Here is a 14529-nt window from a genome sequence, read left to right as displayed (position 1 = left end):
ACGATGGGCTGTTTTCGGCGGCTTCCGAGTTGTATAAGAGACAGCGTTTCCCTAGCCTTCGGCTCTGCGAAAACCTGGCTGCCGGACTTTCACCGACATAGTTACGTGCCATGCCCGGCACACACGATTTGTTAAGGGGCCGGCTTTATCCGGTCCCAGGGAGCGAAGCGACCGGCTTGAACTGCTTGTTAGGCGCGCTCAACGAGCAGCACCTGGAAGCATGAGGTCGAGGCCGTACCCAACTGAGGCCAAGAAACGTACTTCGGGCAGCTCCGGATCTCGGAAAGCCCCGCCAATGCACTTCGAGCTGAATAGATCCAGCCAGCCAGAAGGTGGAGCTTTTAGAACTCCATGACTTACTTGAAGATATAGGTATTCGTCCTTTCCATCCCAAACGAGGCGCAGTAGCGCTTCAGCTTCGGCACAGTAAGTAACTGATCCGAGGGGAAATGACTCGTGTAGCACTTCAAAGCCCGCAGCCATGGCAAGGTCACGAAATTGGCGAATTGCTTCTGCGACGCGCACGATATTCATGGAACGCCTAACGACAAGCTTGGGGGCGGCTGGAGCGCAGCGTAAGCCGTCCCAGCCGCGATAGCGGCGACAACAGCGCCTTGTTATGCATTTTCGACCTCGATGAACCACTTGGGCTGCATGGCGTCGAAATCCTGACGGATATTGGATGGCAGGTAACTAGCCGAATCCAGCACGAAAGGTTGGCCTCCCGTGCGTTTGAACACAACCCAGTGCCAGAAATCTTTGCCTTCTTCTTGATGATGCTTGATAGACAACAATGCCAGATCGGGTAATGCCTCCCAAGATTCAAATGGGGTTTCGTCAGCGGAAGTTTTGACACCTGCGCTTGACAACATACACCGAACATACTGCGTATCTGACCACAGCGATTTATCAGAAGCATGGATACCCATAGCATTGGCTGCGGCCTTCATCTCTGAGTACGTCTTACCCAGAATGTTGGCAACCGACGCGATTCCGCATCCGGTGGTTTCTTCTTGTACTACTGGCTTGAGCACTGATTTCCCCTTAATGCCTAACGCCAAGCTCTGCGGAAGCCGAAGCATCGCGTAGGCTTTCCGCAGCAGCTTTTTGTTATACGCTTACTCGTCACCCGGAGGTGTTGGGTTGTTAGTTGGATTATCTCCACCGCTTGTTGTTGGAATATACCCACTCTGAGGCTTTGGGTCTCCCGTTGGCTGAGTGGCAGGCTGATACCCTTTTTCAATCTTTTGGGGGGTATAGCCCTCATTTATTGGTCGTTTTTCGTCAGTCATAAAGCCTCCTTAGTTTCTTAGTTCGACATGTGAAATTTCACTGGATAAAATTAGAACGCCTGCCGTGTTATTTTTTGCTCTTTCAAATCCACCCCTATCGCTTAGAATCCAAGTTTGCTCAAGATATATTTGTTCTGGTGCGGGAGCACTAGAAGCAAATGACTTATCTGCGTAACGGCCAGCTATAACAGTTCCGTCTTTCAAAGTAACCTTGACCCAGTATGGTTTACGTTGCGCGAATACATAATCCCATGGTTTAGCAGTAGGATGAGGCGCATTACGCTGAAAAAAATCTCTGGTTCTCAAATACTTCCAGAGCAATACCCAGATAATTGGAGCAAGAAAGAGAACAAAAATATAGAACAGATAGTAAAGAGAGAGACATGTATCTCGTAGAGTTCCTGATTCAACTGCGATTATAGGAAAAATTAGCAAGGCGTAATTTATGGAGCTATATGCAATTGCATCAATCAGCTGATCAGAAGTTGCCCGCTCAGTTCCTGGAAAAGCCAATTGGTAAGCTTTTATGCTGATAAAGCCAGGAATAACAAATGCAATAAATAGAGCTAGCTTGTCAATTTCCCAAATATCCATTCATTACTCCGTAGCGTGGTTTCTCGTATAACAGTGATTAGATGGAATCCATGCTAACGAATAACAGTGGATTCGGTATAACTCCGCACTCGATCCTCCCCACCGGAGGACGATCCCCTTTTAAATCAATCAGTTGCCTTCCCCCTCCCCCACTACCCCGTATTCGCTTGACTGCCGTCTAACCCTCGCCTAAACCACTGTACAGACATACAGCCATAACCATCTGGAGCCGACATGGACAGCCCTGCTCCCCAACCCCGTCTTCGCGATCAGTTCGAGGCGGTGATGCGCCTGCACCACTACAGCATTCGCACGGAGCGCACCTACTGGTACTGGATTCGTTATTTCATCCGTTTCCACCGCATGCGCCATCCGCGCGAGATGGGCACGCTGGAGGTCAATGCCTTTCTCAGCTGGCTAGCCACGCACCGTCAGGTGGCGGCGGCGACGCAGAACCTGGCGCTGAATGCGCTGGTGTTCCTGTATGCGAAGGTGCTGCTGCAGCCGCTCGGCGAGATTGGCGAGGTGGTGCGCGTCAAACGGCCTGCGCGGCTTCCTCCGGTGCTGACCCATGCGGAGGCCACGGAAATCATCGGTCTGCTGGTCCAGCCGCATCGCCTGCTGGCTTCGTTGATGTACGGCGCCGGGCTTCGCGTGGTGGAGGCCACGCGCCTGCGCATCAAGGATGTGGACTTTGATCGGCAGATCATCACCGTTCGCGACGGCAAGGGGGCCAAGGACCGCACAACCTTGCTCCCGGCCTCGCTGATCGAACCGCTTGCGGAGCGCAAGCAGCGGATGCTGAGGGCGTGGCAGCGTGGCGATCCCTTCTATCAGGCGGGCGTCAGCCTGCCCTTTGCCCTGGCGCGAAAGTATCCCGGCGCGCCGCGCGCGTTCGAATGGCAGTGGTTCTTTCCGTCCGCCAACCTGTGCCAGGACGCGACCGGCACGGCCGTGCGGCACCATATCCATGAATCCTCGGTGCAGAAGGCCGTGAAGCTGGCGGTGCGCCGTTCCTCGGTACGCAAACCGGCCAGTTGCCACACCTTCCGCCATACCTTCGCGACCGAGCTGCTGTTGCGCGGCAGCGATATCCGCACGGTGCAGACCCTGCTGGGCCACGCCGATGTGCGTACCACGCAGATCTACACCCATGTGCTGGGGCAGGGTTTTGCCGGAGTGCGCAGTCCGCTGGGCTGAATGGGCAGGCACGCTACCGCCCTCCCCTGACGATGGAGATTCCGTTCTCGTGGGCAGGCGCAGGTGCGCCGATTTGCTGGGCAGCATAAGGCGATGTGCCAGTAGAGCCAAGGACTGGAGTGATGGCTTGTGGCTGGGTGGGCGCCGAGGCTAAAGCTCGCGAACGAGTTCGCACAGGGAGGGAAGGAGGGAGCTGGGGCTTAGGGGCTGTTTACCAGCCGAGGGTTTCCTTGAGGAACGGGATGGTCAGCTTGCGCTGGGCCTGCAGGGAGGCCTGGTCGAGTTGTTCGAGGAGGTCGAACAGGGCGCTCATGCTGCGCGCGCCACGGGTAAGGATGAAGCGGCCGACCTCGTCGGTGAGGTGCAGGCCGCGGCGCGAGGCGCGCAGTTGCAGGGCGCGCAGCTTGTCTTCGTCGGAGAGTTCCTGCAGCTGGAACACCAGCGACAGGGACAGGCGCGACTGCAGGTCGGGCAGCTGGATGCCCAGCTCGCGCGGCGAGGCACTGGCGGCCAGCAGCAGGCGTCGGCCAGCGTCGCGCAGGCGGTTGAACAGGTGGAACAGGGCTTCTTCCCAGTCGGCCCGGCCGGCGATGGCGTCCAGGTCGTCGAGGCAGACCAGTTCGTACTGTTCAAGGTTGTCCAGCAGTTCCGGGCCCAGCGTCACCACTTCGCCCAGCGGCAGGTAGAGGGCCGGTTCGCCATGCTGCTCGAAGCGCAGGCAGGCGGCCTGCAGCAGGTGGCTGCGCCCGACACCGTCGTTACCCCACAGGTAGATGAGGCTCTCCGCCCAACCGGCGTCGGCGTCGCACAGACGTTCGACATAGCCGAGGGCCGCCGCATTCGCGCCGGGGTAGTAGTTGGCGAAGGTGGCGTCATCTCGCAGACGCACACCCAGGGGAAGCTGGACTGGTTTCATGCAGGCCGCTGCAGCAAGGCACTCGGTCGAAAAAACGCGGCCAGTGTATCGCTGCGGCGACGGCCCACACAATGCGCGGGCAGATCAAAGAAAATCAAATACTTAGCCGGAGCCGGCCCTATTGGAAGTAGAGGGCGTTGTCGCTATACGCCTGGGCCAGTGCAGCGCCAGGCTGTGCCGGATCGCTCGCCAGGCGTACCGGCGGCGGCACTTCGCGCAGGCGCAGCAGAGCGAGCTGGGCACGCAACTGGTCGGGGCTGGCCTGCAGGCGGTAGGTCAGGCGCGCGCCCTCGACCTTGCGCAGGCGCGGATGGAAGGGTTCGAGCAGGCGTTCCAGCTCCGCATAGCGCAGCAGATCGGCGTGATCGACCACCAGGGTCACCGCCGCCCCCGTCTCCGGGCGCACCACGAAACGCGGCGCCAGTTTCTGCTGCACGGCGAGCATCACGGCATCACCGAGTGCGGCCAGGCTGTTGCCGGTGGCCTCGCCCTGCAGCAGGTCCTTGCCCAGCCATACCTGCCAGCGGCCCTGCCAGTTCCCCCGGGCCGGCTTGGCCTGCACAGCCAGCAGGGCATCCACGCCATAACGCTGGGACGCCTTGCGCAGCTCCTGGGCGTCGTGGGCCATCAGCACATCGGGGGTGATCAGCATCTGCTCGGTCAGATCGGCCAGTGGCAGTCGCAGCGGCAGGCCACGGTGCTGGGCGGCCTTCTGCAACAGGGAGGCGCTGTCCTGGGCATCACCGACCAGTTGCGCACCGTCGGGGGTTTCGGTCATCCACCAGACCAGCAGCTCGGGACGATCCGCCCCCCACAGCGACAGGCCGGCCTCGCGCAGCGCCGCGCCGGTCGTGGCGGGATCGAAGTCCACCACCAGGGTATTGCCGTCGTACACATAGCGGCTGACCAGGCGCTGGGGCGCTTCGCGCAGCGCCAGCAGTTCCGGGCGCAGGCTGGCTTCCGGGTCGCCGGTCAGGCGCAGCACCAGGGTGTCCAGGGCTTGTTGCAGGACCAGCAAGCGCTCGGCGGCATGCTGGCTGCCCACGGTTTCGCGCACCTGGTAGAGGCCGGGAACCGGCGCGGCAAGTGCGTTCAGACTCAGCAGGGACAGGCTGCACAGGGCAAGCAGACGGGCGATGACACGCATGTGGGGTTCCCCGAGAAGGCCAGTGGCCATGAGCTGGAAAAGTTCCATACCTTAAACAGCCGCTCGACCAGCGGCAACCGCGACGGCACAGGATAGTCGCTGCCCGGCAAGCCTGCTAAAATCGCGCGCCTTCCCGGACCGCCCCCGATGGCCGGTCGCCTCCCCCGCACTCTCCCCCAGAAGGCCCGGATTTTATGAGCAAGCAACCCTCCATTAGCTACAAGGACGCCGGTGTCGACATCGACGCAGGCGAAGCGCTGGTCGAACGCATCAAGGGCGTGGCCAAACGCACCGCTCGTCCTGAAGTGATGGGCGGTCTGGGTGGCTTCGGCGCCCTGTGCGAAATCCCGGCCGGCTACAAACAGCCGGTACTGGTGTCCGGCACCGACGGCGTGGGCACCAAGCTGCGCCTGGCCCTGAACCTGAGCAGGCACGACAGCATCGGCCAGGACCTGGTCGCCATGTGCGTCAACGACCTGGTGGTGTGCGGCGCCGAGCCGCTGTTCTTCCTCGACTACTACGCCACCGGCAAGCTCAACGTGGACGTGGCCGCCACCGTGGTCACCGGCATCGGCGCCGGTTGCGAACTGGCCGGCTGCTCGCTGGTCGGCGGTGAAACCGCCGAGATGCCCGGCATGTACGAGGGCGAGGACTACGACCTGGCCGGCTTCTGCGTCGGCGTGGTGGAGAAGTCCGAGATCATCGACGGTTCCAAGGTGCAGGCCGGCGACGCGCTGATCGCCCTGCCCTCCTCCGGCCCGCACTCCAACGGTTACTCGCTGATCCGCAAGATCATCGAGGTGGCCGGTGCCGACATCGAACAGATCCAGCTGGACGGCAAGCCGCTGGCCGACCTGCTGATGGCCCCGACCCGCATCTATGTGAAGCCGCTGCTCAAGCTGATCAAGGACACCGGCGCGGTGAAGGCCATGGCCCACATCACCGGCGGCGGCCTGCTGGAAAACATCCCGCGCGTGCTGCCGGAAGGCACCCAGGCGGTCATCGACGTGGCCAGCTGGACCCGTCCGGCGGTGTTCGACTGGCTGCAGCAGCAGGGCAACGTGGACGAGGTGGAAATGCACCGCGTGCTGAACTGCGGCGTGGGCATGGTGATCTGCGTGGCCCAGGACCAGGTCGATGCCGCCCTGGCCAACCTGAAGGCCAGCGGTGAGCAGCCCTTCGTGATCGGCCGTATCGACAGCGCCGCCGAGAACGCCCCGCGCGTCGTCCTGAACAACCTGAAGCAGCACTGATGAGCACACCCTGCAATGTCGTGGTGCTGATTTCCGGCAGCGGCAGCAACCTGCAGGCGCTGATCGACGACCTGGCCGCCGGGGATACCCCGGCGCGCATCCGCGCGGTGATTTCCAACCGCGCGGATGCCTACGGCCTGGTGCGCGCCGCCAACGCCGGCATTCCCACCCAGGTGCTGGACCACAAGGCCTTCGCCAGCCGCGAGGCCTTCGACGCCGCCCTGCAGGAAGCCATCGACGCCTACACCCCCGACCTGGTGGTGCTGGCCGGCTTCATGCGCATCCTCACCCCCGCGTTCGTGCGCCATTACCATGGCCGCATGTTCAACATCCATCCCTCGCTGCTGCCCAAGTACAAGGGACTGGACACCCACAGGCGGGCGCTGGACGCCGGCGATGCCGAGCATGGCTGCAGCGTGCATTTCGTCACCGAGGAACTCGACGGCGGTGCGCTGGTCGTACAGGCCTCTACCGCGGTGTTGCCGGGCGACACGCCGGAAAGCCTGGCACAGCGGGTCCATGGCCTGGAACACCGCATCTATCCGCTCGCTGTGCGCTGGTTCGCGGAAGGTCGCTTGCGACTGGAAGGCGATGGGGCAATGCTGGATGGCGAGTCATTGCTCCCGACCGGCAGGCTGATCCGCTCCTGAGGTGCGTTCCGGCCGATGGCGGCCGGAACCTATCCTGGGAGATGCCGATGGTTCGCACCCTGCTGTTGTTCGTCACCCTGCTTGTGCCGCCTGCGCAGGCCTTCGAGCTGCAACCCTTCTCCGCCAGCTATACCGCCGATTTCAAGAACGCGCCGTTCGCCGGCACCGCCGAACGCAGCCTGGCCCAGCTGCGCGATGGCAGCTGGGAACTGCGCTTCGAGGCCGCCATGCTGGTGGCGCGCCTTACCGAACGCAGCCGTTTCCGTATCGAACAGGGCGCCCTGGTGCCGGTGAGCTACCAGTATTCACGCAACGGCCTGGGCTCCTCGCGGACGGTAGAGCAGGACTTCGACTGGAGCACCCGGCAGATCCTCGGCCTGCGCAAGAGCAAGGCCTACCGCGTACCCCTGCATCGCGGCCTGCTGGATCGCTCGACCTATCAACTGGCCCTGCAGCAGGACGTAGCACGCGGCAAGACCAGCATGACCTATCAGGTGCTGGACGAGACCGAGGTGGAAACCTACGACTTCCGCGTGCTCGGCGAGGAGAACGTGCGCACCCGCGCCGGGCTGATCCGCGCGCTGAAGGTGGAGCGCGTGCGCGACCCGGGCCAGAGCCGCCGGCAGACCACCCTCTGGTTCGCGCCGAGCTGGAACTACCTGCTGGTGCGCCTGCACCAGCGGGAGAACGACGGCAAGGAGTACCAGATCATGCTGAAGAGCGGCGAGGTGAACGGCGAGGCGGTGAAGGGGCGGTGAGCGCTGGTTGGTTGGCGCGCCGTGCCGGCGCGATGGGGGACAAAAACAACGTTGTCCACCCTACGCCCCACGTACCCACGTACCCACGTACCCACGTACCCACGTACCCACGTAGGGTGGATCGCGCTCTACCGATCCACCAAGCGCGCCCCTGGGCGCGCCGTGCCGCGCGTTACCACATCAGGTCGTCGGGCACCTGGTAGGCGGCGTACGGATCGTCCGGATCCACGTCCTGGCTCTTGGGTTCGTTGAGCAGGATGATGCGCTGCGGGTCGCGCTCCTTGATCTTCAGCGCCGCGTCGCGGGGAATCAGTTCGTAGCTGCCTTCGTAACGCACGATCGCCAGCGAACCGCGGGACAGCTTGTCACGCAGGGCGTCGTTGACCGCCAGGCGCTTGACCTTCTTGCCATCGACGAAGTTGTAGTAGTCCTCGGTCTTCAGCTTGGGCAGGCGGCTGGTTTCGATCAGTTGCTTGATCTGCGCGGTGCGCGCCTTCTGCTCGGCTTTCTGTTGCTGCTGACGGTTCAGCTCCTGGTCGCGCGCCTGCTTTTCGGCGTACGCCTGCAGGGCGGCCTGACGCTGCGAATCGTCCTTCTCCACCTGGCCCTTTTTCTCCAGGCGTTCCTGTTTCTGCTTCTGCTTGACGGCCTGCTTGGCCTGCTTTTCGTTGACCAGCCCGGCCTTGAGCAGCTGGTCGCGAAGGGAAAGACTCATGATTCGACTCGTCGTTGATCGGTTCGTGAAAGGGGCGACTAACCGCAGGAAGCATCCTTCTCGGCCTTCTTGGCCTCGCCCCAGAGCGCATCCAGCTCGGCGAGGGGGCAATTCTCGATGGGCCGGCCGGCTTCCCGCAAGGCCTGCTCGATAAAACGGAAGCGCCGCTCGAACTTCTGGTTCGCCGCACGCAGGGCGTCCTCGGGATTCACGTCCAGATGGCGGGCCAGGTTGACCACGGTGAACAGCAGGTCGCCCAACTCTTCCTTCAGTGCCGCTTCGTCACCGGTACTCATGGCTTCCAGCAGCTCGTCCTGCTCCTCGCGCAGCTTGTCGAGGATCGGCAGCGCTTCCGGCCAGTCGAAGCCGACCCGCGCGGCGCGCTTCTGCAGCTTGGCGGCGCGGCTCAGCGCCGGCAGCACGGTCGGCACATCGTCCAGCAGCGACAGCTGTTCCGGCGCGGCGGCCTTCTCGGCGCGCTCCTCGGCCTTGATCTGCTCCCAGCGTTCCTTGATGGCCACCTCGTCGAGGCGCGGCAGGTCCGGCGAACCGTACAGGTCGCCATCCGGAAACACATGGGGATGACGGCGCACCAGCTTGCGGGTGATGGCATCCACCACCTCGGCAAAGCCGAAGCGCCCTTCCTCGCCGGCCAGCTGGCAGTAGTAGACCACCTGGAACAAGAGGTCGCCCAGCTCGCCCGGCAGGTGCGCGAAGTCACCGCGCTCGATGGCGTCGGCCACTTCGTAGGCTTCCTCGAGGGTGTGCGGCACGATGCTGCGAAAGTCCTGCTGCAGGTCCCACGGACAGCCGCGCTGCGGATCGCGCAGGCGGGCCATCAGGTGCAGCAGGTCGTCGAGCTGGTACATGGGCTATTCCTCGGCGGTCACGACGCCCGCTGGCGCTTCGCCTCGATGACGTTGGGCAGGCGCGACAAGCGCGCCAGCAGCCGGCCGAGGGCATCCAGGCCGGGAATCTCGATGGTCAGCGACATCAGCGCGGTGTTGTCTTCCTTGTTGCTGAGGGTGTTGACCGCCAGCACGTTGATCTTTTCGTTGAGCAGCAGCTGCGACACGTCGCGCAGCAGGCCGGAACGGTCGTAGGCGCGGATGACGATCTCCGCCGGGTAGGTCTTGACCGGCACCGGTCCCCAGCTGACCTGAATGATGCGCTCCGGTTCGCGACCTTCCAGCTGCAGCACCGAAGGGCAGTCCTGGCGGTGGATGCTCACACCACGACCCTGGGTGATGTAGCCGACGATCGGGTCGCCTGGCAGCGGCTGGCAGCAGCCGGCCATCTGGGTGAGCAGGTTGCCGACGCCCTGGATCTGGATGTCGCCACGTCCGCCGGGGCGAACCACCTGGCTGGGCGCGCGGCGCGGAATCAGCTCCAGCTGGTCGTAGTCGCGCTCCGGCTCGACCAGCTGCTGGGCCTGGTTGACCAGGTGCGCCAGGCGCAGGTCGCCGGCGCCGAGGGCGGCGAACATGTCCTCCACCGACTTGAGGTTGGTGCGCTCGACCAGCTTGTCGTAGTCCACCGAGGCCAGGTCCAGGCGCGCCAGCTCGCGTTCCAGCAGCGTCTTGCCGGCGATCACGTTCTGCTCGCGGGCCTGCTGCTTGAACCAGTGGATGATCTTGGCGCGCGCCCGCGACGTGGTGATGTAGCCCAGGTTGGGGTTCAGCCAGTCACGGCTGGGCGCCCCGCCCTGCTTGGTGGTGATGATCTCCACCTGCTCACCGGTCTGCAGGCTGTAGTTGAGCGGCACGATGCGCCCGTTGACCTTGGCGCCCCGGCAGTTGTGGCCGATCTCGGTGTGCACCCGGTAGGCGAAGTCCAGCGGCGTGGCGCCCTTGGGCAGGTCGACGGCGTGGCCGTCCGGGGTGAACACGTAGACACGGTCCGGCTCGAAGTCCACGCGCAACTGTTCGGCCAGGCCGCCGATGTCGCCCAGCTCCTCGTGCCATTCCAGCACCTGGCGCAGCCAGGAGATCTTCTCCTCGTAATGGCTGGAGGTGGCCTTGACGTCGGTGCCCTTGTAGCGCCAGTGGGCGCACACGCCCAGCTCGGCTTCCTCGTGCATGGCGTGGGTACGGATCTGCACCTCCAGCACCTTGCCTTCCGGGCCGATCACCGCGGTGTGCAGCGAGCGGTAGCCGTTCTCCTTGGGGTTGGCGATGTAGTCGTCGAACTCCTTGGGAATGTGCCGCCACAGGGTGTGCACGATACCCAGCGCGGTGTAGCAGTCGTGGATTTCCGGCACCAGCACGCGCACCGCGCGCACATCGTAGATCTGGCTGAACTGCAGGCCCTTCTTCTGCATCTTCCGCCAGATGGAATAGATGTGTTTCACCCGGCCGCTGATGTCGGCCTTGATGCCGGTGGCGTTCAGGCGCTCGCGCAGTTGGTCCATGACGCGGGCGATGTACTGTTCGCGGTCGAGTCGCCGCTCGTGCAGCAGCGAGGCGATCTGCTTGTACTGCTCGGGCTCCAGGTAGCGAAAGGACAGGTCCTCCAGCTCCCACTTGATGTGGCCGATGCCCAGGCGGTGGGCCAGCGGCGCATAGATGTCGAACACCTCGCGGGCCACGCGGTGGCGCTTTTCCTCGTCGGCGTTCTTCACCGCGCGGATGGCGCAGGTGCGCTCGGCCAGCTTGATCAACGCCACGCGCACGTCGTCGACCATGGCCACCAGCATCTTGCGCAGGTTTTCCACCTGCACCTGGCTGTTGAACACCGTGGTGTCGCGCGGGTTCACGCTGGCGCTGATGGCCGCCATGCGCAGCACGCCTTCGATCAGCTTGGCCACCACCGGGCCGAAGCGCTCGGAGACCTTCTCCAGCGGCACCTGCCCTTCCCGGACGGCGCGGTAGATCACCGCGGCGACCAGCGAATCCTGGTCGAGCTTGAGGTCGGCGAGGATCTCGGCAATCTCCAGGCCGGTGCGAAAGCTCGACGCGTTCTCGGCCCAGCGGTGCTGACCTTCCTTGGCCTGCAGCTCGGCCTCGCGGGCGAACTCGCACGCCGAGCGCAACCCTTCGCGGTCCACCGCCGGGTCGAGCGTCGCCATGTGCTCGAGCCAGGCGTCGAGGTTGACGCTCCCGTCGGTGTTGATCGGCTGCTGTGCCCTGACCTGTACCATTTCTGCTTCCCCTGTGGCATGCCACGCATGCCGGCAACTACATCACGCCGCCCTCTCGCGGGGTCGGTCGATCAACGCATGACAGCCCGGCTCAGGCCGGGTCGCGCACAAACAAGGCCATGGCTTCGACATGCGCCGTCTGCGGGAACATGTCGAGCATGCCGGCTCGCCTGAGCCGATAGCCCCGGGTCGCCAATTCGGCGGCATCCCGGGCCAGTGTGGCCGGATTGCAGGAAACATAGAGCACGCGGCGCGCACCCAGGGTTTCCAGCTGACGGACCATCTCCAGCGCGCCATCGCGAGGCGGATCGAGCAACACGGCGGGAAAACCACCGCGCGCCCAGCGCGCCTCGGCCAACGGCTGGGCCAGGTCGGCCTGGTGAAACTGCACGTTGTGCAGGCCGTTGGCGGCGGCATTGTCGCGCGCCCGCTCGACCATGCCTGCTATACCTTCGACGCCCACCACCTCGCCTGCCCGGCGCGCCAGCGGCAGGGCGAAATTGCCCAGCCCACAGAACAGATCCAGTACCCGCTCATCGCTGCCCGGCGCCAGCCAGTCCAGCGCCTGGGCGATCATCGCCTCGTTCACCGGGGCGTTGACCTGCACGAAATCCCCCGGCCGGTAGGCCAGGGCCAGTTGCCAGTCCGGCAGTGAATAGCCCAGCGCCGCGCCTTCGCTGGCCGGCTGCGGCTCGCCAGCGCCGTGCAGCCACAGCTGCGCGTCATGGTTGGCGCAGAAGATTTGCAGGCGCGCGAGATCAGTAGCATCCAGCGGCGCAGTATGGCGCACCAGCACGGCCTGCGCGGTGCCGCTGAACAGCTCGACATGGCCCAGGGCCTGCGGCCGGGACAGGCTGCCCAGCAATTCCGGCAGTGCACGCAGAATCGGTTGCAAGGGCTGTACCAGCACCGGGCAGTCGCCGATGGCGACGATGGCCTGGCTGGCGGCGGCGCGGAAACCCACCTCCAGGCGCCGAGCCTTGGCATCCCAGCGCACGGCGATGCGCGCGCGGCGCCGGTAGCCGAATTCGGGACCACTCAACGGCGCCGCCCATTCCTCGGGCTGCAGGCCGGCGATGCGCTGCAATTGCTCTTCGAGGGTGCGCGCCTTCAGTGCCAGCTGCGCCTCATGGGGCAGGTGCTGCAGGGTGCAGCCGCCACACTGGCCGGCATGGGGACAGGGCGGCGTGCGGCGCTCCGGCGCGGCGTCAAGGATGCGCTCGGCGCGTGCTTCGACGACCTGGCTGCGCGCGGCCAGCACCCGCGCCTCGACCCGCTCGCCGGGCAGCGCGCCGGCGACGAACCAGCTGCGCCCGTCGACAAAGCCGATGCCACGGCCATCGTGGGCCAGACGTTCGATCTGCAACTGTTGTTTCTTGCCCGTGGGCAGCGACGCCGAACGGGTGCCGTTACCGGTCTGGAAACGCAGACTCGGTGCACGTTTGGCCATGTGTGTGATTCCTGGGGGAAGCGGATGCAACCCGGCGATTCAGCGCGCCGGGTCGAAGACTCCGGTGGACAGGTAGCGATCGCCACGGTCGCAGATGATCGCCACGATCACCGCGTTCTCGACCTCGCGGCTCAGGCGCAGCGCCGCCGCTACCGCGCCGCCGGAGGACACGCCGCAGAAGATGCCCTCTTCGCGGGCCAGGCGGCGCATGGTGTCCTCGGCCTCGGCCTGGGACATGTCGACGACGCGATCCACGCGGCTGGCATCGAACACCTTGGGCAGGTACTCCTGCGGCCAACGGCGGATGCCGGGAATCGCCGAGCCTTCCATGGGTTGCAGACCGACGATCTGCACGGCCGGGTTCTGCTCCTTGAGATAGCGCGACACGCCCATGATGGTGCCGGTGGTGCCCATGGAACTGACGAAATGCGTCACCGTGCCGCCGGTCTGCCGCCAGATCTCCGGGCCGGTGGTCTGGTAATGCGCCTCGGGATTGTCATCGTTGGCGAACTGGTCGAGCACCTTGCCCTTGCCCTGGGCCTGCATGGCCAGCGCCAGGTCGCGGGCGCCTTCCATGCCTTGTTCCTTGCTGACCAGGATCAGCTCGGCGCCATAGGCGGTCATCGCCGCCTTGCGCTCGGCGCTGGAGTTGTCCGGCATGATCAGGATCATCCGGTAGCCCTTGATCGCCGCGGCCATGGCCAGGGCGATGCCGGTGTTGCCGGAGGTGGCTTCGATCAGGGTATCGCCGGGACGGATATCGCCGCGCAGCTCCGCCCGCGTGATCATCGACAGCGCCGGTCGATCCTTCACCGAACCGGCCGGGTTGTTGCCTTCGAGCTTGACCAGCAGGGTGTTGCTGGTATCGCCGGGCATGCGCTGCAGGCGCACCAGGGGCGTGTTGCCAATGCATTCGGCGATGGTGGGATAGCGCTGGGACATGACTTCGCGATCGCAGGGTCAGGAAAAAGGGCGCCTATGATAGCCGCAAACCGCTCTGGCCTATATCGCAGAACGATCACAGGTTATAGCGCCAAGGCATAACCCGGCGGCGCTTGCGTGGATGGCACGCGGGCACCAACAGTCCCATCCCGCTTCCGTGGGAGCGGACCCGTCCGCGAGCTTTTCGGCGGGCTGACGCCACACGCTCGCGAATGAACTCGCTCCCACGGCACCTAGGACGGTCACGGCAACGCCTTGGCCGCCGGACGCGGCATCGGCGCAATCCGCAGCGGCGACCGGAAAGGCGCCGGCCGCCCTTGTATCTCGACTACCGACCTTTTTGAGGCGATAGTCCCCGACTGATCATCGGGGGAAGGGAGTGCAAGACGCGACCGCCCTAGGGCTTCGAGCCTGCGACGTAGAGAGTTCTGCCCCTGTCCCGTATCAACAACTTAAAGTGCAGAACACTCTCC

The 14529-nt window shown here is 64.2% G+C and carries 15 protein-coding genes; 4 read left to right on the top strand and 11 right to left on the bottom strand.

The window, feature by feature from the left end; genetic code table 11:
• Nucleotides 1-198: 198 nt before the first annotated feature.
• The 4 genes from SF06_RS18465 to SF06_RS18180 form a co-directional block, all read right to left on the bottom strand.
• Nucleotides 199-534, bottom strand: coding sequence for a hypothetical protein (locus tag SF06_RS18465; protein WP_139326772.1), 336 nt, complete (start codon nucleotides 532-534; stop codon nucleotides 199-201).
• An 83-nt stretch (nucleotides 535-617) separates the two neighbouring features.
• The gene (locus tag SF06_RS17625; protein ID WP_039562953.1) at nucleotides 618-1034 is read right to left on the bottom strand and encodes a hypothetical protein; all 417 of its coding nucleotides are present in this window, start codon (nucleotides 1032-1034) and stop codon (nucleotides 618-620) included.
• Nucleotides 1035-1118: 84 nt separating this feature from the next.
• Nucleotides 1119-1292, bottom strand: coding sequence for a hypothetical protein (locus tag SF06_RS18620; RefSeq protein WP_156143284.1), 174 nt, complete (start codon nucleotides 1290-1292; stop codon nucleotides 1119-1121).
• A 9-nt stretch (nucleotides 1293-1301) separates the two neighbouring features.
• Nucleotides 1302-1886 carry a DUF6338 family protein gene (locus SF06_RS18180; protein ID WP_076380976.1) on the bottom strand — a complete coding sequence of 195 codons (585 nt, stop codon included), beginning with the start codon at nucleotides 1884-1886 and terminating at the stop codon, nucleotides 1302-1304.
• 234 nt (nucleotides 1887-2120) lie between these two features.
• Between SF06_RS18180 and SF06_RS17620 the strand changes: the two genes are divergently transcribed.
• A complete protein-coding gene (locus SF06_RS17620; protein ID WP_039562951.1) occupies nucleotides 2121-3086 on the top strand; it encodes an integron integrase in 966 nt (321 codons plus the stop codon).
• Between the two features lie 211 nt (nucleotides 3087-3297).
• Here the strand turns inward: SF06_RS17620 and hda are convergent, their stop codons facing one another.
• Entirely contained in the window at nucleotides 3298-4002 is a 705-nt protein-coding gene (hda, locus tag SF06_RS17615) for a DnaA regulatory inactivator Hda (RefSeq protein ID WP_027590422.1), read from the bottom strand.
• A gap of 118 nt (nucleotides 4003-4120) precedes the next feature.
• Nucleotides 4121-5149: a DUF2066 domain-containing protein gene (locus tag SF06_RS17610; protein WP_039562949.1), complete on the bottom strand. Its 1029-nt coding sequence runs from the start codon at nucleotides 5147-5149 to the stop codon at nucleotides 4121-4123.
• Nucleotides 5150-5343: 194 nt separating this feature from the next.
• Here SF06_RS17610 and purM point away from each other — a divergent pair, with 194 nt between their 5' ends.
• From purM to SF06_RS17595, 3 genes are read left to right on the top strand one after another with little or no spacing between them, the layout of a single operon-like run.
• Entirely contained in the window at nucleotides 5344-6402 is a 1059-nt protein-coding gene (gene purM, locus SF06_RS17605; protein ID WP_039562947.1) for a phosphoribosylformylglycinamidine cyclo-ligase, read from the top strand.
• Nucleotides 6402-7052, top strand: a complete 651-nt coding sequence (gene purN / locus SF06_RS17600; protein WP_027590419.1) for a phosphoribosylglycinamide formyltransferase — start codon at nucleotides 6402-6404, stop codon at nucleotides 7050-7052. The genes purM and purN overlap by 1 nt, the downstream gene beginning before the upstream one ends.
• 47 nt (nucleotides 7053-7099) lie before the next feature.
• Nucleotides 7100-7810, top strand: coding sequence for a DUF3108 domain-containing protein (locus SF06_RS17595; protein WP_027590418.1), 711 nt, complete (start codon nucleotides 7100-7102; stop codon nucleotides 7808-7810).
• Nucleotides 7811-7982: 172 nt separating this feature from the next.
• Here SF06_RS17595 and SF06_RS17590 read toward each other — a convergent pair whose 3' ends face one another.
• The 5 genes from SF06_RS17590 to cysM all read right to left on the bottom strand — a co-directional run bounded on the left by SF06_RS17590 (nucleotide 7983) and on the right by cysM (nucleotide 14056).
• Nucleotides 7983-8525: a DUF2058 domain-containing protein gene (locus SF06_RS17590; RefSeq protein WP_027590417.1), complete on the bottom strand. Its 543-nt coding sequence runs from the start codon at nucleotides 8523-8525 to the stop codon at nucleotides 7983-7985.
• Nucleotides 8526-8563: 38 nt separating this feature from the next.
• Complete coding sequence (gene mazG, locus SF06_RS17585) at nucleotides 8564-9394, bottom strand: nucleoside triphosphate pyrophosphohydrolase (protein ID WP_027590416.1); 831 nt, start codon at nucleotides 9392-9394, stop codon at nucleotides 8564-8566.
• 17 nt (nucleotides 9395-9411) lie between these two features.
• Nucleotides 9412-11664, bottom strand: a complete 2253-nt coding sequence (gene relA / locus SF06_RS17580; protein ID WP_039562945.1) for a GTP diphosphokinase — start codon at nucleotides 11662-11664, stop codon at nucleotides 9412-9414.
• A gap of 91 nt (nucleotides 11665-11755) precedes the next feature.
• The gene (gene rlmD / locus SF06_RS17575) at nucleotides 11756-13114 is read right to left on the bottom strand and encodes a 23S rRNA (uracil(1939)-C(5))-methyltransferase RlmD (protein WP_039562943.1); all 1359 of its coding nucleotides are present in this window, start codon (nucleotides 13112-13114) and stop codon (nucleotides 11756-11758) included.
• 39 nt (nucleotides 13115-13153) lie between these two features.
• Entirely contained in the window at nucleotides 13154-14056 is a 903-nt protein-coding gene (gene cysM / locus SF06_RS17570) for a cysteine synthase CysM (RefSeq protein ID WP_039562940.1), read from the bottom strand.
• Nucleotides 14057-14529: the final 473 nt, after the last annotated feature.

Source organism: Pseudomonas flexibilis (assembly GCF_000802425.1).
GTDB lineage: Bacteria > Pseudomonadota > Gammaproteobacteria > Pseudomonadales > Pseudomonadaceae > Serpens > Serpens flexibilis.
Note: the sequence above shows the minus strand (reverse complement) of the source record. Positions and strands in the feature narration are given on the sequence as shown.

What these genes read in the sequence shown, in the direction of transcription:
- SF06_RS18465 (WP_139326772.1), bottom strand. Translation starts at nt 534, where the DNA reads ATGAATATCGTGCGCGTCGCAGAAGCAATTCGCCAATTTCGTGACCTT.
- SF06_RS18620 (WP_156143284.1), bottom strand. Translation starts at nt 1,292, where the DNA reads ATGACTGACGAAAAACGACCAATAAATGAGGGCTATACCCCCCAAAAG.
- SF06_RS18180 (WP_076380976.1), bottom strand. Translation starts at nt 1,886, where the DNA reads ATGGATATTTGGGAAATTGACAAGCTAGCTCTATTTATTGCATTTGTT.
- SF06_RS17620 (WP_039562951.1), top strand. Translation starts at nt 2,121, where the DNA reads ATGGACAGCCCTGCTCCCCAACCCCGTCTTCGCGATCAGTTCGAGGCG.
- hda (WP_027590422.1), bottom strand. Translation starts at nt 4,002, where the DNA reads ATGAAACCAGTCCAGCTTCCCCTGGGTGTGCGTCTGCGAGATGACGCC.
- SF06_RS17610 (WP_039562949.1), bottom strand. Translation starts at nt 5,149, where the DNA reads ATGCGTGTCATCGCCCGTCTGCTTGCCCTGTGCAGCCTGTCCCTGCTG.
- purM (WP_039562947.1), top strand. Translation starts at nt 5,344, where the DNA reads ATGAGCAAGCAACCCTCCATTAGCTACAAGGACGCCGGTGTCGACATC.
- purN (WP_027590419.1), top strand. Translation starts at nt 6,402, where the DNA reads ATGAGCACACCCTGCAATGTCGTGGTGCTGATTTCCGGCAGCGGCAGC.
- SF06_RS17595 (WP_027590418.1), top strand. Translation starts at nt 7,100, where the DNA reads ATGGTTCGCACCCTGCTGTTGTTCGTCACCCTGCTTGTGCCGCCTGCG.
- SF06_RS17590 (WP_027590417.1), bottom strand. Translation starts at nt 8,525, where the DNA reads ATGAGTCTTTCCCTTCGCGACCAGCTGCTCAAGGCCGGGCTGGTCAAC.
- mazG (WP_027590416.1), bottom strand. Translation starts at nt 9,394, where the DNA reads ATGTACCAGCTCGACGACCTGCTGCACCTGATGGCCCGCCTGCGCGAT.
- relA (WP_039562945.1), bottom strand. Translation starts at nt 11,664, where the DNA reads ATGGTACAGGTCAGGGCACAGCAGCCGATCAACACCGACGGGAGCGTC.
- rlmD (WP_039562943.1), bottom strand. Translation starts at nt 13,114, where the DNA reads ATGGCCAAACGTGCACCGAGTCTGCGTTTCCAGACCGGTAACGGCACC.
- cysM (WP_039562940.1), bottom strand. Translation starts at nt 14,056, where the DNA reads ATGTCCCAGCGCTATCCCACCATCGCCGAATGCATTGGCAACACGCCC.